This is a genomic window from Thalassolituus sp. LLYu03 (genome assembly GCF_050507655.1).
Taxonomy (GTDB): Bacteria; Pseudomonadota; Gammaproteobacteria; order Pseudomonadales; family Oceanobacteraceae; genus Venatoribacter.
Window position 1 is genome coordinate 2,163,134 of sequence record NZ_CP191496.1, and the last position, 21,404, is coordinate 2,184,537.

Consider the following 21,404-nt stretch of genomic DNA (forward strand, 5'->3'; position numbering starts at 1 on the left):
AGAATCGGCAGAGCGCATCTGCAGTAAGAAAACCCCTCAGGAACACAGTGCGACGGCTGCCGCCAGATCCCGTTTCCATTGCAGGGTTTGCGAGGTGCGGATGGTCGGGCGGTATTCAGCACCAACCCAACCCTTGTAGCCCGATGTTTCAATACAACGGAATATGTGCGGAAAATCCAGTTTACCAGACCCAGGCTCACCGCGATTCGGGATATCGGCGAACTGTATATGACCGATTTTATCGGCATTCTGATCGATAAAGCGGCACACATCGCAACCCATCAGTGACATATGATACACATCGAATTGCGCCTTAATGGCCGGATGATTCAGCTCGGTGACGATATCCGCCATCTGCTGCGCTGAATGAATCAGGAAATTCGGCATATCGCGGGTGTTAATGGCTTCAAATGTGGTGGTAATACCAAAAGGCGCCAGACTGTCCGCAGTTTTTACCAGATTCTTCTTAAAGGTATCGAGATAAAAAACGCGTTTATTTTCGTCATTGCAGCGGCCCGGTAATACGTTCACGCAGGACACTTTCAAGGCACGCGCATAGGCGAGGCATTCAACCATGGCCGCTGCGTATTCGGCCATTTTTGCCGGCACAGCCGCAAGGCCCTCTCCGCCCTGCATCAGATCACCGGCAGGTACGTTAATCAGCACGCAACGCAGATTATTATCGCGCAGTGCCTGCTGAATCTGATCAATCGGGGTGTCGTAGGGAAACTGAATTTCCACCGCTGAAAAGCCGTCGTTACTGGCTGCTTTAAAACGCTGCAGAAACGGCATTTCCGTGTACATCAGGGACAGGTTGGCGGTGAGTTTCACCCTTTTTTCTCCGTATACATAGTCACCAGAGTGCACGGGTCTTTATCCGAGTTACCCTGGCTGGCGTGCAGACGCATGATTTCTGCACCCAATCCGGCCATTGGAATGGCACTTTTCATTGTTTTGGCCAGATGATTGGCCATATCCAGATCTTTTAACAGTGTTTTTACGTGCCACTTCACGGGGTCGAAATCCCGCTCCGCCATACGCGGACCTGTGAGCTGCAGCGGAATTGAGTCAGCAAAACCACCTTTCAGCGCGGCAGGAATTGCCGCCGCATTAACACCGGATTTCTCAGCAAGGGCCATGACTTCAGCCATCACCAGGACGTTGCAGCTTACCAGCATCTGATTGCAGATTTTGGTCACCTGACCAGCACCCACATCGCCCATGCGGGTCACCCGCTGCGATAACGGCGCCAGAACAGGACGTAATTCATCGATCAAGGTTTCATCGCCACCGGCCATGATCGCCAGCGTGCCGTTTTCAGCACCGGCAACACCACCGGACACCGGAGAATCGACCCACTCCATGCCGCACTGCGCCTTCAGACGGGCAGCCATCTCCCGCGTGGCATCCGGATCAATGCTCGAAAAATCGACGAGCACCTGCCCCTGACGCCCATGAGCAGCCACACCGGCATCACCGAATACAACCGCTTCGACTGCCGCCGTATCGGTCACGCAGGTCATGATGATGTCACTGCTGGCCATCAGCTCAGCGATGGAGGAAACCGCGTTAGCGCCAGACGTCTGCAGATGGATGGTTTTGTCAGGATTGCGGTTCCAGACCGTGACCGCAAAGCCGGCTTGCAGCAAACGGGTGCTCATGGGAACGCCCATCAGACCCATACCGATAAAGCCAATGCGCTGTTTTTGCATAAAGTACCCCACAGGATGCGCAATAATATCAAAGACTTAGCACAACTCCACGGCATATCTGGCGAATTTACGTCGCAATACCTGCCATTCAGCGCCGAACTGCTAACACCACCCTTTGCCTGATATTCACTCGGTAACATAAAAGCGGCCGCACCCGGTTACCCGCTTTCAGATTCCTCGCCTATGCTCAGTAGTAGTTCAACCCAAAGGAAGTATAACTATGAGCATGGCCTCCATTTTCGCCGAATCCCACCAACTTCCGCACATTCCGCGTGTTGTACAGGAACTGATCGAAAGTTTCCGTGATGAAGACGTCAATGTTGATGAGATCAGCAAAAAAGTGTCGATGGATCAGTCACTCACAGCAAAAGTGCTGCGGGCCGCCAACTCCGCGCACTACGGCGTTTCCCGGACCATTTCCAACCCGCACGATGCCATTATGCTGCTCGGCTTTAATACCCTGCGTACCATGGTGCTGGCATCAGGTGTTACCGGTGCGTTCAAGTCTCCGGAAGGGTTCGACATGAAAGCCTTCTGGCGGGATTCTTTTGCCGTGGCAGCCCTATCGAAGTGGATTGCCGGCTACGTCAAAGGGGCCGATGTTGAAACCGCATTTACCTGCGGCATGCTGCATTCGGTGGGTGACCTGCTGATCCGCATGGTGATGCCGAAAGAGCTGCGTCATATCGATGAAGCGCAAGCGCTGGGTGGCCGCCGCCACATGCTGGAAAGCGGTCAGCTCGGTTTTACCTACGCGGATGTCGGTGCAGAACTGGCCAAGCGCTGGAAATTCCCGGAAGAAATGCAGCAGGCGATACTAGAACAGAACAACGCTGACCTCGACCGCCCATACAGCAAACTGGCAGGCATCGTTTTCATTGCGAAATACCTGAACCGGGCGCACAAAGAAAACTTATCGGAAGATGAAATTCTGGGAAAATTCCCGAAAGCCGTGGCCGATGCCATTGGCATGGACTGCGAAAAAGCCTACAAAGACGTTGCAGGTACCACTGCGTTGGAATCGGGCTTGGATGCCCTGCTGGAATAACGGCGAAAATGCACGTTACACCCAATAAAAAAGGCCCGCCGGGCCTTTTTTATTGGGTATTCAGCCGGCCTTCTTCACAAAGAAAGCGGCAGCCAGTCAGGCAATGTTCAGGCTCCTGGCTGCAACAGTGGCTTACAGGCGAACCATTCCCGGCTCAGGGCCACACGCTCCTCGGCAGGACGCGCAACATCCGCTTCCGACAGCGCATCGATTTTCCGCAAACGCGGCAACAGACCGGCACCGTTCGCCACCTGAATGGTCAGCCCCGGACGAGCGTTGAGCTCCAGCAGCATAGGGCCATAGCGGTGATCCAGCACCATATCGGTGCCCAGATAGCCAAGGCCCGTCACCTCATAACAACGTGCAGCCAGTTCCAGCAGCTGCTGCCAGTCAGGAATCAGCAGCCCGGCCAGTTCACTGCCGGTATCCGGGTGACGTTCAACCCGGTCGCCATTCTGCACGGCTTTCAGTGGTCTGCCGGTGCCGATATCCAAACCGACCCCTACAGCCCCCTGATGCAGATTGGCTTTCCCATCCGATGAGCGGGTGGATAACCGCATCATCGCCATGACCGGATAACCACGACACACGATCACACGAATATCCGGTACACCCTCGAACGAATAGCCGTCGAGACGCGGGTCAAATTCAATCAGCTCTTCGATAATGGCGATGTCGGGGCTCCCGCCCAGACTGTACAGACCCGCCAGAATGTTCGACACGTGCCGCTCAAGGTCGTCCATGGTCAGCAAGGTGCCGCTGCTTTTAACGAAAGCGCCCTCGGCATTGCGCGTCAGCACCAGAATGCCCTTACCGCCACTGCCCTTGGCAGGCTTAATGGCAAAGCCATTCACGCCTTCAAGAATCGGGGTCAACGCGGCGACGTCGTGCTGACTGGTGATGGTTCCGATCAGGCCCGGCGTGGTAATACCCGCCTGCTGTGCCAGCAACTTGGTTTTCAGCTTATTGTCCACCAGCGGGTACAGATGGCGGGGGTTATAACGGCTGATGTAACTGATGTTACGCCGGTTCATGCCGAGAATTCCCAGCTCGTTCAGCTTCCACGGCCAGATGAACATATCAGCCTCCGAAGACCCGGAAACGTTTCAGTTCAAGCAGGCGATAACCCGTGTAGGAACCAATCATCAGCACAATCGCCATCACAATGAACTGTACGCCGATAAAATTGAAAGTCAGGTGGCGTACCCAGGGATCATTCATCGCCCAATACGCCAGCACCGCCGTCAGCAGACTGCCGCCGCCCTGCACCATCACTTCGCGCCCGCCCTCTTCTTCCCAGAGAATCGACATACGCTCGATGGTCCACGACAGAATAATCATAGGGAAGAAGGTAATTTTCAGCCCCTCCGTCAGCCCCAGCTTGTACGACAGCACGCTGAATAAACTGATGATGGCAATGACGGTAATAATCACGGCTGTAATCCGCGCCACCAGCAACAGGCGCAGGCGCGATAAATAACCACGGATAAACAACCCGGTCGCCACCACCAGCAAGAAGCCTATAACGCCAGTCATGAGCGAGGTCTGAATAAAGGCCAGTGCAATCAGTACCGGCATAAAGGTACCTGAGGTGCGGATACCAATCAGCACCCGCAGCAGACACACCACCAGCGCACCAATCGGAATCAGCAGAATGGTTTTGAACATGGCCTGCTCTTCCACCGGCAGGCTGTGAATCGAGAAATTCAGGAAGTCATGCTGACTCGATAAATTCTGCGCGATATTCGCGTAGGTCGACTCTTCCCGTTTCAGCATCGAAAAGCGGATGCGCGAATCGCGGCCACCGGTGACATCCAGTACCGGCGCCCCGCGCTGCTCCCACAACAGCAAAGGAGCGTCCGCACTGATGAGTACAGATTCGTTTTCAAAACCGGGCAGCTCAAAAATCTGACTGTCATCGCCATTCCACACCCGCAGCAGCGGCGTTAACGACTGACGACGGCGGCCATCCTGCAGATTCAGACCGTAAACCACCGACGCCGGCACACGCGCCTTGTGCAGCATATCAACCCAGAGCTCGGGCAAATGGGCATCGAAATGGGTTTTCAGCAGCTGAACATGCTGGTCGTCCTGATCGTCACGAAAGCGCTTCAGCAGCTCACGGGTCAGACTGTAATTGTCGGCCGATGTACTGTAGGCACGGGCCAGAATTTCACTGACCGCCGACGCGTAAGGCTCTGGCCAGCTGACCGGCTTGAGCTCTGGCGCTGGCATTTCTGCGGTTGAACCACCCTGACTGACCAGAACCTCTGCCCGGTAAAACAATTCCTGACGTCCGTCTGCCGCACGCACGGACCACTCGGCACGCGGCTCTTCACCATCCATGAAATTCAGGCCATAACCCGGCGACGCCCCTGCTTCTTTCAGAATGGTAAAGCCCTGCTGCGCCGACGGTCTTGCCATCGATACCTTCACCGGGCCGCCGGAGGCGTCAAATTCCACCTTGGCTTCCACCGACCAGATGGTCTGGGTTTCGCCATACATCAGCGGCACTTCGTACATCCAGTGGCGATGCAGAATCAGAAAAACACCAATAACCAGCAAAATAGCCACCAGGGCATACAGGGGCAGACGAGGCTCGGAATGATGAGTGATGGCCATAGGGCGCCTTATTGAGTATCGCGGTTAACGGCAGGGGGTTCTGCTATTTCGGGCGTGTTGACGGGTACCGTTGCAGACGACTCTGTGTCAGCCGGCTGGCTGTCGGCTGGCAGATTTTCGGCGGCCTTTTTCTCAGCAGGCTTTTTGTCAGACGCCTTCTTATCGGAATTCTTTTTGTCAGAATCTTTGTTATCAGCCGCTTTGGTTTCGGCCTCTTTGCCCGGCTCTTTACCGTCCGGCACCTTGCCTTCCGGCGCCTTACCTTCCGCGGCCTTGCGGTCAGGTTGAGGTGCAACCTTCTTAACGGCTTTAGCATCTTTCGGCGCAGCCGGCATATCCGGCACAAACTTAGGCTGTACAAACTGGCGACCGACGTCGATCAGCGTCACATCGCGCAAAAATTCACGTCCCAGCAGAATCGGATAGGTCATCTGAGAACGGTCAGTGAGCGAAAACTCGGTACTCTGTTGCAGTCCCGTCCCCAGGTTCACCGTCAGCGCCACCACCGGACGCCGGTCGGTTTCTTCTGCCGAGGCCTGACGGATGCGCACGTGACGCACAAGCGGAGCTTCCACTTCCACAGGCTCAGCTTCATCGTCGTGCTGCAGCCAGAAGCGAACCCACTTCTCACCGTTGCGTTCAAAGCGGGTGATGTTCATGGCACTGAGTGACGACGTTGCCGCACCGCTGTCGATGCGCGCCTGATAGTGGTGGCCAGGTGGCGTGATGTAAATCCACTCGGTTTCGCCAACCAGGGTTTTACCGTCGGTCATAGAAGCAGGAGCCGAAGCCGGTGGGCAGTCGGCAGTGGCAAACGAAGGCGATGCGGAAGCCAGCGCCTGCAGCTGCTTGGTCAGGCGCACCATCTGCAGACGCTGACGCTTGAGCTGATCTTCGACCGCAGTGAAGTCCTGACATTCAGCGGGTGCCGGCGGCTGATGAGCATCGAGTGAGGCATCCACCGTCTGACGGATGCGGTCCAGAGTTACCGACCTGTGATTCTGGTCCGGCCAGGTTGCACAACCGGCAATGGATATTGCGCCGAGAAGGATCGGTAATCGGGACGCCCAGCTGGGCATGGCAACCTCCGGAAACTGGATTTTTCGGCGGGCATTTAACCACACTTGCTGAGGGAATCTGAACATGCCAACTGTCATTTTCGTGAACGGAGTAGCCCAACCGCTGAAACGGAACGGGTTATGACCGCCGGACATAAAAAAAGCTCCCGAAGGAGCTTTTTATTCAACATGCCGATCAGGACATCTGCGATTGCAGGTAGTTCGGCAGACCAATTTTGTCGATCAGGCCGAGCTGCTGCTCGAGCCAGTGCGTGTGGTCGTTTTCAGTATCGTCGAGCAGAACCTGCAGCATGTCGCGGGTCTGGTAATCACGCACCTGCTCACACAGCGCCATAACATCGCGCAGATCCACAATCACCTTGTATTCGAGGTCCAGATCGCTCTTCAGCATGGCCGGAACGTCTTTGCCCACGTTGATTGGCACGCGGGTCACCATGTCCGGAGTACCACCCAGGAAGAGAATACGTTCGATCAGCTTGGCGGCGTGTTCTTTCTCGTCATCGAACTCGTGGTTGATGCGCTCGTACAGTTTTTCCAGACCCCAGTCCTGATACATCCGGGAGTGGACAAAGTACTGATCCATGGCACTCAGTTCGCCGGCGAGCAGTTCGTTCAGTTTTTCAATAACCTGTTGATTACCTTTCATGTCGGCCTCCGGTTACATCATGGATTGCTGATAGTTTTCCAGACCAACCTGAGCGATCAGCGTCTGCTGAGTTTCCAGCCAGTCGAGGTATTCTTCTTCGTATTCCTGAATTTCTTCCAGAAGCTCACGGGTCACGTAATCTTTTACCGATTCGCAATAGGCGATGGCTTCTTTCATCAGCTCCAGCTGTTCGGTGATCTGATCCAGATCGCACTGCAGCATTTCTTCGGTATTTTCACCAATACGCAGGCGATTCAGTTTCTGCAGATTCGGTAAACCTTCCAGAAAGAGAATGCGCTCGATCAGCTCATCGGCCTGTTTCATATCCTTAATGGATTTTTTATAGGCCTTTTCATTCAGCTTGGAAAAGCCCCAGTTTTTAAACATGCGGGCATGCAGAAAATATTGGTTGATCGAGGTCAGCTCGATACACAGCACCTGATTCAGGTACTCATTAACCTTGGCATCGCCTTTCATAAAGGATGTCTCCTGAGCATACAGCCGATAAGTCTATGCCCGGCCTCTGGGCCCTGCAACCGCGGCGACGCACAATATTCGCTGCTTGGCGGATATTTAAACCAGAATGACAAATAAATGCCGATATTCAGGCTGAGATATTCTGAGTGATACGTCACTGCAGCTGTAACAGAGAGTCAGTGACGTATCGGAATATATCGCAAATAAAAGACTATTTTATTTGGATTCTGCTGGACGAATACCCAGTTCAAAGGTACCGTCGGAATGAAAGCGCACGACCTGCTGACGCTTTTTGCCGATCAGAATCGGTTCGTCGTCGTAAAACAGAAAGTTTTTCCAGTGCTTTTTGAACGTCCGCCAGCTGGTCTGCAACACATGCGACGACGTATGGCAGAAGTAGACGATGGTATTGTCTTCCCAGCTCAGGTGAGCGGCGATCAGTTCCGGCAATTCCGCCGATTCGCTTTCCCAGCACACCTGCCACTCGCCCTGATCGGTCCAGACGCCGTTCCGCGCCGGCCAGTCATCGTTCATAAAATGGGTGGCGTGGGTCGCCTCTTTGCTGATGTGCTGACGCCAGAATTGCTGGGCATCGGCGTCGGCCAGCGGGCGGATATCCGCCAGATCATCAGTTGGCACAGGCATCTCCCGATGACGGAAAACCCAGCCCTGACGATACTCAGACCAATCGAGATATTTCATACGGATTCACAACCAGAAACAGAGCGACAGAGTATCACTTTTCGCCGTGCGCTTCTAAGCCCGCCTGAGCAGCACCGCACGGGTGTGGGCGATTTAACGATGAAAGGTTACAAGGAGCCGGGCAATCAGGCATCAGCTACGGGAGTGCTGTCATCACAGTTGCCGGCGCAATCACCCACAAAGCGTTCGATGCGGTTGCGGCCGTTATTTTTTGCCTGGTACAGCGCGGTATCCGCCTGTTGTACCAGCACCCGCGCGCTGCACCCCTCACAAGGGCAGGACGCTACCCCGCCCGACACCGTCAGATGCAGCTCAGTACCGGCCACCTGCAGCGGTGTGTTTTCAAGGGTTGTACGGATTCTCTCGGCAATGCCGACGGCTGTGGTTGTATCAACGCCCGGCATCACCAGTAAAAATTCTTCCCCGCCCCAACGCATCAGCACATCATCCGCCCGCGCCACCGAGGCAAACACCCTGGCCGCCACACTCAGGGCGTGATCCCCCGTAATGTGACCGTAACGGTCGTTCAGCTGTTTGAACGAGTCGAGATCCAGCAACGCAATGGCCAGCTGACCACCATCGCGGGCGCAGTCGGCAAGTAAGCGCTCGAAAGCCACATAGCCTGCCCTGCGGTTCATCAGCCCCGTCAGCTCGTCGGTGGTGGCCATTTTCAGCAGCTGCTCTTCCATGACCTTACGGGCGTTGATGTTCTGCACCATACCCACCACCCGCATCGCCTTGCCGTCAGCATCACGGCCGGTGACCAGTCCACGGTCGTTGATCCACAGATAGCCGCCCTGACGGGTTTTCAGGCGGTATTCAAGGTTGTAGCGATCAACGATGCCGTGCATGTAGCGGTGCAGATGCTCTTCCACCCGGCCGCGGTCGTCGGGGTGAATGCTCTGCGACCAGCTTTCAACCGTATGCTGAATCTCATACGGGCCGAAGCCCAGCATGCGTTTCAGCGGAAGCGAATAGAATACGTTGCCGGTCTTCACGTTCCAGTCCCACATGCCGTCTGTGGCCTCGGTCAGTACGAAGCTCAGCAGTGGCTCGCGATCGGCCGGCTCTTCCTGTCGGGTGACACGCTGCGCCAGATCGCGCGAGGTACTGATGACGTAATCCTGCCCGTCCCAATGGACCAGATGGAGGATTTCTTCGACGGGAAATGCCTGACGGTTGGCGCGCAGGTGCCAGTGATGCATCCGCACCGACGGCATGGCCGAGAGTTGTTGCAGGGTTTGCGCCCATTGCGCGGCGTCTGTGATTTCACCGCGGACGCGGAATATGTCCATGCCCACCAGCTGCTCAGGACTCATGAGCATCTGCTTGCAGGCCGCCCGATTGGCCCCCAGCACCACGCCGTCGGCGCTGTTCAGCACGAGAATGGCTTCCCGTAACTGATCGAACGCTTCCATGTAGCGGCTGAGTGCCGAGGCTTCACCTATCACCTGTCCATCCCTGTGCAGCACGTCCCGGACGGGCATCCGGAATCTGTTTAAAGAATAGACGATCGTACCCAATAAAAAAGCCACCCGAGGGTGGCTTTTCGCTGCATTGGCGCAAACCGCCTACTGACTTTTCAGCAGGTTGCGCCCGGGCCCGCAGGCCGTCGGATCCGGACTCAGTCGCGGAAGGCGTTGTCGGCAATAAAGCCCTGAACCGCCGCCAGATCGGCCGGCAGAACGGTCAGACGCTCATCACGCTCCATCAGATCCGTCAGGTGATGTGGCAGCTTCGGCATGTCGTAACCGGCACGCTTAACCGCTTCTTCAAACTTCACCGGATGTGCAGTACCCAGAGTGATCATCGGAATGTTCACGTTGCGGCGGCACACACGGGCGGCTTTCACACCAATGGCGGTGTGCGGGTCCAGCAGGTAGCCGGTTTCACCGAACACATCCTGCATGGTGGTGACGGTCGCAGCTTCATCCACTGCGTAGGAGTCGAACAGCTCGCGGGCTTTGGCAAGCTTGTCTGCGTCCAGCGATACCACGTCTTTCTTGGCGTTCATGCGCGCCATCAGGTCGGCCAGCTGGGCGCCGTCACGGTCGTACAGGTCGAACAACAGACGTTCAAAGTTGCTGGAAACCGCGATGTCCATGGACGGGGTAATGGTGTGCTGCAGCGGGTGCACTTCGTACTGGTTTTTGCTCATCAGACGGTGCAGAACATCGTTGCTGTTGGTAGCAATGATCAGCTGTTCGATTGGCAGACCCATTTTCTTCGCCATGTAACCGGCGAAGATGTCACCGAAGTTACCGGTTGGCACCGAGTAGGCCATCGGACGCAGCGGACCGCCCAGATTCAGTGCGGAATAGAAGTAGTAAACGATCTGGGCCATGATGCGCGCCCAGTTGATGCTGTTGACCGCCACCAGTTTGCGCTCGCCACGCAGGAAGGCCTGATTGCCGAAGCTGGCTTTCACCATGTCCTGCGCCTGGTCGAAGTTACCTTCGATGGCGATGTTGAAAATGTTGTCGCCTTTTACTGTGGTCATCTGGCGACGCTGAACGTCAGACACTTTGCCGTTCGGGTGCAGAATGAAGATATCCACGTTGCGGCAGGCTTTGGTGCCTTCAATCGCAGCAGAACCGGTATCACCTGAGGTGGCGCCCATGATCACGACTTTCTCGTGACGACGCTCCAGCACGTAATCCAGCAGACGACCCAGCAGTTGCAGCGCGAAGTCTTTGAACGCCAGTGTCGGGCCGTGGAACAGTTCCAGCACGTATTCGTTGTGGTCAATCTGCTGCAGCGGCGCAATGGCTTTGTGGCCGAAATTGGTGTTGTTGTACACCGCTTCCAGCATGCCTTTCAGCGACGCTGAATCCACACAACCTTCCACGAACGGGTAAATCACTTTGTGCGCCAGTTCGGTGTACGGCAGGTCACGCCAGGACTGAATTTCTTCCAGGCTGAATTGGGGTACGTCTTTCGGCACATACAGACCGCCGTCGGTCGCCAGACCAGTCAGCAGTACGTCTTCAAAGCTCAGTTCCGGGGCGTTACCACGGGTGGAAATGTATTTCATCATGGGGCAAAAGCCTGCAGGTTCGGTCGATAGGTGAAAAAATGCGCGTAGTTTACATGGTTAGAGCCCGCCGTGCATCACGGCGGGGCCGCCTCAGAAGCGCTTGAGCAGCTCGGGTGAATAGTCCTCAACCTTCAGGCTGAGACCCAATCGCGCCAGCTGTTCATCAAGGGTAGCGATCATGCCGAGCTGTTCTTCCATGGTCAGGGTATTGCCTTCCAGCTCGTACAGATGCTTGGAGGCGTGCAGCTGAAAATACCGCACGGTCAGCGCATCGCGGTTGTCGGCTTTTACCGCCTCTTCCAGTTTGCGGCTGGCGCGGTAGATGCGGTTCAGCTCTTGTTTGAGCGCGCGCACGTACATAATTTCGCGCATAAACGGCTTGTCTTTAATTTGGTTCACACCGATGCCAATCAGCACCACGGCGGTGGCCACCGCCGCCAGATTCAGCAGGGTATTCGAGCCCCCGTCCGACCACAGGCCGATGTACAGCTGGCTGAATCCCAGCCCCAGCACCATCAGCAGAACCACCAGGGTTCCCTGAAACAGATTCAGACGTTTTTTGAACAGCGCTTGATCAATGGTTTGCAGTTTCATCGGCTTACTCAGGCTTGGGGCGAAAGAAATCGCCCAGCTCGTTATACAAAGATTCGTTCAGGTAGCAGGTCAGGAATTTGCCCTGCTTTTCGACGCGGATCAGGCCCGCGTCCACCAGCGCTTTTACGTGATGCGACACCGTCGGCGCGCCAATACTGAGCTTCGACATAAAGTCGGCCACGCCGCAGCCCGCGGCTGGCGCAGGCATACCGCGCTGCTGCTGATGATGCGCCACCACTTCCAGATAAATCTGCAGCCGGTTGGCGTGCGCCAGCGCTTTAAACGCGTCGGCCAGCCGGTCGACACCGCCGGCAATGATTCGGCACATTCTGATCTCCGGGATAACCCCTGCTCATCGGCCGTTACGGCCTGGTTGATTCGCCCTTCAGGCGGCGCAGTGTACTGCGTAAAACGGCGATTTATAACCCGGCAAATACTTTGACAAGTATCGAATTATCAATTTAGGATGCCATCACTTCGATACCTGTCAAATTATAAAAGGACATTCTCATGCAGACTTTCCGCAACAAAACCGCCCTGATCACCGGCGCCTCTGCCGGCATCGGAGAAGCCTTCGCCCGCCAGCTGGCTGCGGCCGGTTGCCATCTGATTCTGGTCGCCCGCCGTGAAGACCGGCTGACGGCGCTGCAGCAGAGTCTGCAGGCAGACTATGGCGTACAGGTGACAGTGCTCAGTCAGGATCTGGCGCAGCCCGGTTCCGCACGGGCCCTGTTCGACCGCACTCAGGCGCTGAATCTGCCGGTGGATCTGCTGATCAACAACGCCGGATTCGCCCAGCACGGCTACCTGCTGGAGGTGCCGCTGGAGGTGCATTCGCGCATGATTCAGCTGATGGTCACGACCCTGACCGAGCTGACCTGGCTGTACGGTGCCGACATGAGGCGACGCGGCGGTGGCCATATTCTGCTGGTGTCGTCGTTGCTGGGCTTTCTGCCAGGGCCTCAGTTTGCCAGCTACGCCGGCGCCAAGGCCTTTGTGCTGAATTTTGCCGAGTCTTTGTCGCGAGAACTGCGTCCGCACAACATCCGCATCAGCGCACTGTGCCCTGGCGGCACCGCCACCGAATTCATGGATGTCTCCGGCCAGAAAATCGAAGGGCTGCGGACACTGGCCATCATGAGCAGCGACGCCGTCGCACGGGCAGGCCTGAACGGCGTTGTCCGCGGAAAAGCGAGCGTTGTGCCGGGCTTGCTGTATAAAGTAGCGGTCTTCGCCATCCGTTTTGTGCCACGCCAGCTGCAGGCCGTATTTGGTGAAGCCGCCACCCGCAGCGGTTAAGCCAGCCGCTGCCCACTGCCCCAAGGAAAGAGGACACCGCATGCCCGCGCCTTCCGCTACCCCCAGAGTCATCCTGATCACAGGCACCTCGTCCGGATTTGGTCTGGCCATGGCCACCCACCTGCACGCGCAGGGGCATATGGTGTTCGGCACCCGCCGCGCGCCGCCCGCCACGGTGACTCCTCAGGGATTCAGCGAGCTGGCACTGGATCTGCGCCAGCCGGATTCCATCGCCGCCGTCGTGCGTGAAGTGCAGGCGCTTGCCGGGCGGCTGGATGTGCTGATCAATAACGCCGGCAACGGCATTGCCGGTGCGCTGGAAGACATGAGCATCGACGAAGTCCGCACCCAGATGGAAACCAATTTTTTCGGCACTGTGCAGATGATTCAGGCGGTTGTACCGCTGATGCGCCAGCAACATGAAGGCCGCATCATCATGCTGGGCTCGCTGGGAGGCCGGGTCGGCCTGCCCTTTCAGTCGGTGTACAGCGCCAGCAAATTCGCTTTGGAAGGCATCAACGAAGCCCTGCGTCTGGAACTGGCAGGCTCGGGCGTGCAGTCTGCCCTGATACGCCCCGGTGATTTCCGCACCGGCTTTACCGCCGCCCGCACGCTGGCCGCCGCTGCAGAGCAGTCGGTGCACAGCGCCCGCTTCCGCCAGACCCTGAGCCGCTATGAACAGGACGAAATTCAGGGCGCCGACCCGCAGCAGCTGGCGGCACTGGTCGCCCGGCTGGTGCAAAGCCGGCGCCTGCGCCCGGTTTACCAGTGCGGGCACCGCGGTCAGTTGCTGGGGGTCAACCTCAAAGCCTGGATGCCGGCCAGCTGGTTTGAATACCTGATGAAGCAAACGTACGGGCTCTAGGCCCGTATTGGCTGCGGCTGATTGGGCTTTCGCGCCGGCCTTTACAGGCCTTAAGTCACACTCGCCGGCCATTCCGGCCCATGGTCAAGGCCCATAACGCCTTCTTATTACCTGTGCTTATCCGGTGTCTGACCAGTGCTTGGCCGGTACTTCACCTGCAATCCCTGCTGCTCACGTGTAAAGCGCCCTCCTGACGGTCGTGCGCTCAGCGTCGCCAACGCCCGTAAAACGTCACAATCGGCCCGCCAAAACCAACCTACCAGTAGGTAGGCTACTCATATCATCCGAGCAACAGACCGAAAGGCCACCATGACCGCCACGGCACCCACTACAGCGGCTACCCAAACAACCGCGAAGGCATCCGGCAGAAGCACGAACAACACCCGCGAGCAGCTGGTCGAGTTATCCGCCGACCTGCTTTGCCGCCGGGGTTTTTCCGGCTTCAGCTATCAGGATCTGGCCAACGCGCTGGGTATCCGCAAAGCGTCGGTGCATCACCATTTCCCGCAGAAAGCCGATCTGGGTCTGGCGCTGTGCGACTGGACTGAACGCTGGCTGCTCGACGGTTTTGAGCACTTCGACCGGCATGGCACCTCGGCCCCGGACAAACTCCAGCGTTACCTGCGCGCCGCTGCCAAGCACACGTTCGCCGACGACAAACAATGCCCGGTAAGTGCGCTGCACAGCGATCTGCCCCTGTTGCCCGAAGCCATGACCACCCGCCTGACCGAGCTCAGCGATGTCGAGCTGAACTGGGTCAGCGCCGTGTTTGCCGCCGGCCTCGAGCGTGGCGAACTGGTGCATCACCCACGTCACAGCGAACCGCGCGACATGGCACGACTGTTTATTTTTGCCTGCAAAGGCGCGCTGTTTTATGCCCGCCTGCTCGGGCCACAACATTTTGATCAGAGCATGGCGCTGCTGCTGTCGCAGTGGCTGCCTGACCAGCAGACCTGACATACCGAAAAACAAAACCGTACAAGACACAAACAACCAACGTAAAACACACGAACAACAGAGAAACAGGAAATCATTATGAGCAACGTTCACAGCGCCGTAAGCGCCCTGTTCGATCCGATTGATCTGGGCCCGCTGCATTTAAAGAACCGCATCGTTATGGCGCCCATGACCCGTACCTTCAGCCCGGGCAACGTACCCAATGATCTGGTGGTGGCTTACTACGCCCGCCGCGCCGAAAATGAAGTGGGTCTGATCATCACCGAAGGCACCTGCGTGAATCACAAGGCGTCCAACGGTTACCCGCGTGTACCGTTTATTTACGGTGATGCACCACTGGCGGGCTGGAAAAAAGTGGTCGATGCCGTGCACGCCAAAGGCGGCAAAATTGCACCTCAACTGTGGCACGTAGGCGCTATCCGTAAAGAAAATACAGGCGCCGATCCGGATCCGTCCGTACCGGGTTACAGCCCGTCCGGTCTGGTGCGTCCGGGTGTAGAAAACGGTGTGGCCATGAGCAAAGACGACATCGCTGAAGTGATCGAAGCCTTCGCCCAGGCCGCTGAAGATTCAAAACGCATTGGTTTTGATGCGGTGGAAGTGCACGGCGCGCACGGTTATCTGATCGACCAGTTCTTCTGGGCAGGATCGAACCAGCGCACCGACGAATACGGCGGCGACCTGGTTGGCCGAACCCGTTTTGCCTGCGACATCGTGGCCGCCATCCGCAAACGCGTAGGCCCGGATTTTCCGATTATTTTCCGTTTCTCCCAGTGGAAACAGCAGGACTATAACGCCCGTCTGTGCAACACACCGGAAGAACTGGCGGCCTTCCTGCAACCTCTGGTCGACGCTGGCGTGGATATTTTCCACTGCTCCACCAGACGTTTCTGGGAAAAAGAATTTGAGGGCTCTGACCTGAACCTGGCCGGCTGGACCAAAAAACTGACCGGCAAACCGGTTATTACCGTGGGTTCCGTGGGCCTGAATGCCAGCTTTATCGACGAAGACAAACGCGACATGGTTGATGCTTCCGGCGTTGCCACGGCGTCCATCGATCAGCTGGGCGAGCGTATGGCCAACGGCGAATTCGAACTGGTGGCCGTTGGGCGCGCCCTGCTGCAGGACCCTGAATGGGTACCGAAAGTAAAAGCCGGCCGTTACGACGAGCTCAGCGATTACAACAAAGACGCGCTGAAACAACTGGTGTAAGCCGGTACTTAACGCGCAATAAAAAAGCAGCCACTGGCTGCTTTTTTATTGTCTGCGGTTTATTCAGACCTCGGTTTTCACCCTGCTGTTTATTCCAGCCTGTGCTTAACCGGCTGCAGCGGTTTGGGCGCGTCTTCACCCAGCGACTCGCGGATGGAAATTTCATTCACCCGGCACAGCGCATCGAGTGGCAAATCGTTGGCTTCGCGGCCAAAGGGTTCTTCCATTTCCTGCGACAGCACATCCAGACCGAAAAAGGTGTACGCCACAATTAAGGTAAACAGCACAGCGTACCAGCCGAGTGCCGCCACCAGCGCAAAGGGCAATAAATAGCAGTACAGATACGCGGTACGGTGGGTCAGCAAGGTATAAGCAAAGGGCAATGGGGTGCCGGCAATACGTTCGCAGGCGGCCTGCACCGCCGACAGCCGGGTTAAATGTTCGTCGAGAATACGTAACCCCACCGCGTCGATCTTGCCCGCCCGGTACAGTTCACCGAGCGTGCGCCCTGCCCGGCGCAGACAATAATCTGCCACATTCTGGTGAGTGAGCGCCTGCTTCACATCGTCTGCCGCTAGCCAGCGCGTTAAATCCGCATCCACATTTTCGCGGCGCAAAGCGCCTTTTAAGGCAAAGCAGTGAGCCGCACACCAGTGCAACAGCTGGCGACGCCAGATGCCCGCCTGCTGCTGTTCGCTCTCACGCGCCAGCAGGGTTTCACTGGAACGCGCCAGACTGCGGATTTCGAACACCATTTCGCCCCATTGTTTACGCGCTTCCCACCAGCGGTCGTAGGCGGCGTTATTGCGGAAGCCAAGAAAAATCGACAGCGCAATACCCAATAAAGCAAAGGGCGCCAGCGATAATTCCGGCAACACAATCCAGGCTTGTTCGTGCACAAACACCACCAGCGCCGTGAACAGTGCCAGCACCAGTAAATGCGGGGTAATGCGGGGCACGACAGAACCTCGCAGAATAAACAGCAGTGCAACAGCATTCGGGCGGGGACGGACGATCATAGAAATTCCGCTGTATAAAATTAACGACCGGACGGCTTGCCGATCACCACAGACACCAGCGCCACCAGTCCCAGTAACCAGCAATAGGTTACGCTGCTCACCAGCTGCAACGGCGACAAGGTGGCCAGTGACGCGGCCAGCAACATTTGCGCGCCATAGGGAATAACGCCCTGTACCACGCACGACATAATATCGAGCAAGCTGGCGCTGCGTTTCGGGTCGACGCCGTAACGGCTGGCAATGTCTTTGGCCAGACTGCCGGAAATAATAATGGCGATGGTGTTGTTGGCCGTGGCCAGATTCGCCATCACCACCGAGGCGACAATACTGAATTCACCGGCACGACGGGCTTCCCCGCTTTTGTGCTCACGGCGGCTGATGCGATCAACCAGCTGAGCGATCCAGGCCAGACCACCGCCGTCTTTCATCAGTGCCGCCAGACCGCCGATGAAAATCGACAGAATCATGATTTCCTGCATGCTGCCGTAACCGGCGTAAATATCTTTCGCCCAGTGCGCCACATCGTAGTCGGCGACCCGCCACAGCCCGGTCAGGCCGGCCAGCAGAATGCCGGTGAACAGAACCAGAATCACGTTCATGCCGCTCAGGGCCAGCACCAGCACGGCCACGTACGGAATCACCAGCCACAGATCGTAATTCGCCGGCGCATCGGCCTGAGTGCCCGCGCCCTGCACCGCCAGCCACACCAGCGTCAGCAAGGCCGCGGGCAGGGCAATTTTAAAATTCAGGCGGAATTTATCGCGCATATCGCAGCCCTGAGTGCGGGTCGCGGCGATGGTGGTGTCGGAAATAATCGACAGGTTGTCGCCGAACATGGCGCCGCTCATCACCGCGCCGACGGTCAGTACCTTCGACAGGTCGGTGGCCTCACTGATGCCCAGGGCTATCGGGGCCACAGCCGCAATGGTACCCATCGAGGTACCCATGGAGGTGGCGATAAAGGCGGTCATCAGGAACAGGCCCGGCAACACCAGCGGCGCCGGAATCAGGCTCAGGCCGAAGTTCACCGTGGCATCGACACCGCCGATGGCTTTGGCGGTGCTGGCGAACGCCCCGGCGAGCAGGAAAATCAGCACCATGGTAATCAGGGTATTATCGGCACAGCCGCGGATCAGGGTATCGATACGGGCCTGTAACGCCCCTTTGCTCAGCAATAACGCCAGCACAATGGCCGGCAGAATCGCCACAGGAGCCGGCAGCTGATAGAAGGCAAAATCGACGCCCGCCGATTGATAGTACAGACCGCCACCGATAAACAGGCTCAGAAACAGGCCCAGCGGCAGCAGTGCTGCAGCGGACGGTGAAGGCGATGGGGTGCGCTCAGACGGCGCGGAAGCAGTATTCAGACTCAAGGTTCAAGTCCCGGTTGTGATCACAAAGCCGCGCATTCTAACGGAAGGCGCGCCGCAGGGTTAGAACGATTCAGCATGACACCATAACTCCGGCGGCGGTAGCGACGTAACCGGCCTGCGGTGCGCTGTCACAACTGCCCCGCGTTATCTTGACGTCAGTACCAATTTCATCGGCGCTGAACTGGTATGATGCCGCCCGGCTTCAGCGAGGCAAGCCGACCATCCATTACCATGAGAGAGCTCCATGCACCGCACCATGTTCGATACCCCGGTCATCCGCCCTGTTCTGCGCGCCCTGTCGCTGCTGACCCTGCGTCTGGCCGGCTGGAAAGTAGAAGGCGATATTCCGCCGGATCTGAAAAAGTGCGTGATGATCGCCGCGCCGCACACCAGCAACTGGGATCTGCCCTTCACCCTGATGATCGCCTTCGCCATGAAAGCGCCGATTTACTGGATGGGCAAAGACAGTATTTTCAAACCGCCTTTCCGTCGCCTGATGATGTGGATGGGCGGCGTACCGGTCGACCGTTCGAAAGCCAATAACATGGTGCAGGCCTCCATCGACAGCATGCAGGCCAGTGAGCAGATGTTCCTGATCGTGCCGCCGGAAGGCACGCGCAGCAAAGTCGACCAGTGGAAAACCGGCTTTTACCACATCGCCCATGGCGCTCAGGTACCGGTACTGATGGGATTTCTCGATTTTAAACGTAAGCGCGGTGGCTTCCTTGGTACCTTCACCACCAGCGGCAACGCCGAGGTGGATATTCCGCTGATCCGCCAGCATTACGCCGGCATTCAGGGCAAAAAGTCGGATCAGTTCGCGCAACACTGAACCGCCCGGTCACATATCGGCCAGCGTCACGCCCTCAAGCCCACCGGCGGACGACTGGCCACCGACCTTCATCGCCACCCGCAGATTGTTGGCCGAATCGGCATTGCGCAATGCCACCTCGGATTCGATCTGCCCCTCTTTTACCAATTGCAGCAGCGCCTGATCAAAACTCTGCATGCCTGTGTTGTTGCTCTTTTCCATAGCCTCTTTCAGTTCTTCCAGCTTGCCGTTCTGAATCAGGTCTTTAACCCGTGGGCTGCCCAGCAGAATTTCCAAAGCCGGCACCCGGCCACCGCTTTTATCTGGCACCAGCCGCTGGGATACGATCGCCAGCAGGTTATTGCCCAGGTCCTGCAGAATTTGCGGATGACGGGTTTCCGGAAAGAAATTGAGAATGCGGTCCACCGCCTGATTGGCGTTGTTCGCATGTAAGGTCGACACCACCAGATGCCCGGTTTCTGCGTAATTTAAAACGTGCTCCATGGTTTCCTGATCGCGTATTTCACCGATCTGAATCACGTCCGGGGCCTGGCGCAGGGTATTTTTCAGCGCGTCGTGAAAACTGCGCGTATCCACCCCAACTTCACGCTGATTCACCACGGATTTCTGATGGCGGTGCACAAATTCCACCGGGTCTTCGATGGTAATAATGTGGCCCGCCGCGTTGGCATTGCGGTAATCAATTAACGCCGCAAGCGTCGTCGACTTACCGGAACCGGTCGCACCGACGACCAGAATCAGACCACGCTTGGCCATGATGCAATCTTTCAGCACTGGCGGCAGACGCAACTCTTCAAATTTGGGAACCGTCATGCGGATATTGCGCACCACCAGCGAAATCTGGTTGCGCTGATAAAAGGCGTTCAGGCGGAAACGGCCGATGCCGGACATCGACAGCGCCATGTTGAGTTCCAGATCGTGTTCCAGCGATTTCTGCTGCTGCGCGTCCATCACCGCCCGAGCCATCTGCTCGACTTCACCCGGTTTCAGCGGCTCGGGACGCAGATTTTTCAGCACGCCGTTGAATTTGGCGCAGGGCGGCGCGCCCGTAGAAAGATAGAGATCCGAGCCACCATGCTTGGCCAGCAGCGTCAGATAGGCTGTCAGATCCATGAAGGACTCCGTCTTGTCTGTGATTCTCACAGCCTAGTCAGCGCCCCTTTCAGGCTGACTGAGGATAGGCACGGGAGTCAGAAAAGTCGGGCAGGCGCGTGTAACGGTTGTTTGCTGACGCAAAAGCACAATCGCGAAGGAAGAACACACGTGCGTGGCAGCTCAGCATGCCCAGAAAATTCATGCCGGGCTGCACCGCATGTATTCAGCATCAGAAACTGTATGACACACCCAGCAACGACGCGCGATAGCGCATGGCCGAGTCGTCGAGTTCGCGGGCAAAGCCCGACACGTAGGAGTAATCAAGCCCAACATCCTGTGTCAGCCTGACGTTAAGCGACAACATAACAAGAGTATCCTGCCCTGACTGATCACCCAGATTGGTGTCGTACTGACTCCAGTTATACCCCCAGAACAGATTAATACCGGCGCGCTCGTGCATAGAACGCCACTCTATTTGCGGCCCCAGAAACCAGCTGCTGAGTGTCTTATCCCAGTCAACACATTGCTGTGCATCCATCGGCGAGCAATAACGGTCTGAGCGATTAAGCCAGCGGCTGTAACCACCGCGCATGCCAAGGTTTCGCCACAGCCGATAATCGGCATACACCGCAAACGATGCGTTTTCCTTGCCTCCGGTACCAGGCTGATCATCCGAATTGTAGGTATTGGTGCTGCCCAGCGGCATCAGATACAGACGCGTTTCTGGTTGCAGCGGGTGAGAAGCAGCCGGAACGGCAAATACGGGCTGCGCAGACAAGGCTCCCAATAAAAGAAGCACCCGTCCGTCAATTTTCTTTAATGAATGCATTCTACA

Annotated in this window: 22 protein-coding genes; 6 read left to right on the plus strand and 16 right to left on the minus strand. The window is 57.0% G+C overall.

What is annotated here, in order from left to right; translation table 11 throughout:
• Nucleotides 1-36: 36 nt before the first annotated feature.
• Complete coding sequence (locus ACQUQU_RS09810; protein ID WP_430459502.1) at nucleotides 37-831, minus strand: hydroxypyruvate isomerase family protein; 795 nt, start codon at nucleotides 829-831, stop codon at nucleotides 37-39.
• Complete coding sequence (locus ACQUQU_RS09815) at nucleotides 828-1,712, minus strand: NAD(P)-dependent oxidoreductase (RefSeq protein WP_430459503.1); 885 nt, start codon at nucleotides 1,710-1,712, stop codon at nucleotides 828-830. The genes ACQUQU_RS09810 and ACQUQU_RS09815 overlap by 4 nt, the downstream gene beginning before the upstream one ends.
• Before the next feature lie 220 nt (nucleotides 1,713-1,932).
• Here ACQUQU_RS09815 and ACQUQU_RS09820 point away from each other — a divergent pair, with 220 nt between their 5' ends.
• Complete coding sequence (locus tag ACQUQU_RS09820; protein ID WP_430459504.1) at nucleotides 1,933-2,760, plus strand: HDOD domain-containing protein; 828 nt, start codon at nucleotides 1,933-1,935, stop codon at nucleotides 2,758-2,760.
• Between the two features lie 107 nt (nucleotides 2,761-2,867).
• On the opposite strand, the gene ACQUQU_RS09825 is transcribed toward ACQUQU_RS09820, so the two are convergent.
• From ACQUQU_RS09825 to ACQUQU_RS09870, 10 genes are all read right to left on the minus strand, one after another.
• Nucleotides 2,868-3,839 (minus strand): alpha-L-glutamate ligase-like protein, encoded by a 972-nt coding sequence (locus tag ACQUQU_RS09825; RefSeq protein ID WP_430459505.1) that lies wholly within the window; start codon nucleotides 3,837-3,839, stop codon nucleotides 2,868-2,870.
• A gap of 1 nt (nucleotide 3,840) precedes the next feature.
• Nucleotides 3,841-5,382 carry an inactive transglutaminase family protein gene (locus tag ACQUQU_RS09830; protein ID WP_430459506.1) on the minus strand — a complete coding sequence of 514 codons (1,542 nt, stop codon included), beginning with the start codon at nucleotides 5,380-5,382 and terminating at the stop codon, nucleotides 3,841-3,843.
• 8 nt (nucleotides 5,383-5,390) lie between these two features.
• Nucleotides 5,391-6,461 (minus strand): RimK/LysX family protein, encoded by a 1,071-nt coding sequence (locus ACQUQU_RS09835; RefSeq protein WP_430459507.1) that lies wholly within the window; start codon nucleotides 6,459-6,461, stop codon nucleotides 5,391-5,393.
• A gap of 175 nt (nucleotides 6,462-6,636) precedes the next feature.
• Entirely contained in the window at nucleotides 6,637-7,107 is a 471-nt protein-coding gene (bfr, locus tag ACQUQU_RS09840; RefSeq protein ID WP_430459508.1) for a bacterioferritin, read from the minus strand.
• A 12-nt stretch (nucleotides 7,108-7,119) separates the two neighbouring features.
• Complete coding sequence (bfr, locus tag ACQUQU_RS09845) at nucleotides 7,120-7,584, minus strand: bacterioferritin (RefSeq protein ID WP_430459509.1); 465 nt, start codon at nucleotides 7,582-7,584, stop codon at nucleotides 7,120-7,122.
• A gap of 216 nt (nucleotides 7,585-7,800) precedes the next feature.
• Nucleotides 7,801-8,229 (minus strand): DUF2947 family protein, encoded by a 429-nt coding sequence (locus ACQUQU_RS09850; protein ID WP_430463033.1) that lies wholly within the window; start codon nucleotides 8,227-8,229, stop codon nucleotides 7,801-7,803.
• A gap of 182 nt (nucleotides 8,230-8,411) precedes the next feature.
• The gene (locus tag ACQUQU_RS09855; protein WP_430459510.1) at nucleotides 8,412-9,737 is read right to left on the minus strand and encodes a sensor domain-containing diguanylate cyclase; all 1,326 of its coding nucleotides are present in this window, start codon (nucleotides 9,735-9,737) and stop codon (nucleotides 8,412-8,414) included.
• Nucleotides 9,738-9,910: 173 nt separating this feature from the next.
• Entirely contained in the window at nucleotides 9,911-11,320 is a 1,410-nt protein-coding gene (gene thrC / locus ACQUQU_RS09860; RefSeq protein WP_430463034.1) for a threonine synthase, read from the minus strand.
• Nucleotides 11,321-11,413: 93 nt separating this feature from the next.
• Nucleotides 11,414-11,917: a DUF3087 family protein gene (locus ACQUQU_RS09865; RefSeq protein WP_430459511.1), complete on the minus strand. Its 504-nt coding sequence runs from the start codon at nucleotides 11,915-11,917 to the stop codon at nucleotides 11,414-11,416.
• A gap of 4 nt (nucleotides 11,918-11,921) precedes the next feature.
• Nucleotides 11,922-12,245, minus strand: a complete 324-nt coding sequence (locus ACQUQU_RS09870) for an ArsR/SmtB family transcription factor (protein WP_430459512.1) — start codon at nucleotides 12,243-12,245, stop codon at nucleotides 11,922-11,924.
• Nucleotides 12,246-12,427: 182 nt separating this feature from the next.
• Here ACQUQU_RS09870 and ACQUQU_RS09875 point away from each other — a divergent pair, with 182 nt between their 5' ends.
• The 4 genes from ACQUQU_RS09875 (at nucleotide 12,428) to ACQUQU_RS09890 (ending at nucleotide 16,250) form a co-directional block, all read left to right on the plus strand.
• Complete coding sequence (locus tag ACQUQU_RS09875) at nucleotides 12,428-13,216, plus strand: SDR family NAD(P)-dependent oxidoreductase (RefSeq protein WP_430459513.1); 789 nt, start codon at nucleotides 12,428-12,430, stop codon at nucleotides 13,214-13,216.
• Nucleotides 13,217-13,256: 40 nt separating this feature from the next.
• The gene (locus ACQUQU_RS09880) at nucleotides 13,257-14,081 is read left to right on the plus strand and encodes an SDR family oxidoreductase (protein WP_430459514.1); all 825 of its coding nucleotides are present in this window, start codon (nucleotides 13,257-13,259) and stop codon (nucleotides 14,079-14,081) included.
• 309 nt (nucleotides 14,082-14,390) lie between these two features.
• A complete protein-coding gene (locus tag ACQUQU_RS09885; protein WP_430459515.1) occupies nucleotides 14,391-15,038 on the plus strand; it encodes a TetR/AcrR family transcriptional regulator in 648 nt (215 codons plus the stop codon).
• 78 nt (nucleotides 15,039-15,116) lie between these two features.
• Nucleotides 15,117-16,250 (plus strand): NADH:flavin oxidoreductase, encoded by a 1,134-nt coding sequence (locus ACQUQU_RS09890; RefSeq protein ID WP_430459516.1) that lies wholly within the window; start codon nucleotides 15,117-15,119, stop codon nucleotides 16,248-16,250.
• Between the two features lie 89 nt (nucleotides 16,251-16,339).
• Here the strand turns inward: ACQUQU_RS09890 and ACQUQU_RS09895 are convergent, their stop codons facing one another.
• Together ACQUQU_RS09895 and ACQUQU_RS09900 are read right to left on the minus strand one after the other, a co-directional pair.
• Nucleotides 16,340-17,269 (minus strand): bestrophin family protein, encoded by a 930-nt coding sequence (locus ACQUQU_RS09895; protein WP_430459517.1) that lies wholly within the window; start codon nucleotides 17,267-17,269, stop codon nucleotides 16,340-16,342.
• 20 nt (nucleotides 17,270-17,289) lie between these two features.
• A complete protein-coding gene (locus ACQUQU_RS09900) occupies nucleotides 17,290-18,636 on the minus strand; it encodes a Na+/H+ antiporter NhaC family protein (RefSeq protein ID WP_430463035.1) in 1,347 nt (448 codons plus the stop codon).
• A 250-nt stretch (nucleotides 18,637-18,886) separates the two neighbouring features.
• Between ACQUQU_RS09900 and ACQUQU_RS09905 the strand changes: the two genes are divergently transcribed.
• Nucleotides 18,887-19,474, plus strand: a complete 588-nt coding sequence (locus ACQUQU_RS09905; RefSeq protein WP_430459518.1) for a lysophospholipid acyltransferase family protein — start codon at nucleotides 18,887-18,889, stop codon at nucleotides 19,472-19,474.
• A gap of 9 nt (nucleotides 19,475-19,483) precedes the next feature.
• Here the strand turns inward: ACQUQU_RS09905 and ACQUQU_RS09910 are convergent, their stop codons facing one another.
• The gene (locus ACQUQU_RS09910) at nucleotides 19,484-20,587 is read right to left on the minus strand and encodes a PilT/PilU family type 4a pilus ATPase (RefSeq protein WP_430459519.1); all 1,104 of its coding nucleotides are present in this window, start codon (nucleotides 20,585-20,587) and stop codon (nucleotides 19,484-19,486) included.
• A gap of 211 nt (nucleotides 20,588-20,798) precedes the next feature.
• On the minus strand, nucleotides 20,799-21,398 hold the full coding sequence (locus ACQUQU_RS09915) for an outer membrane beta-barrel protein (protein ID WP_430459520.1): 600 nt from the start codon (nucleotides 21,396-21,398) through the stop codon (nucleotides 20,799-20,801).
• Nucleotides 21,399-21,404 lie beyond the last annotated feature (6 nt).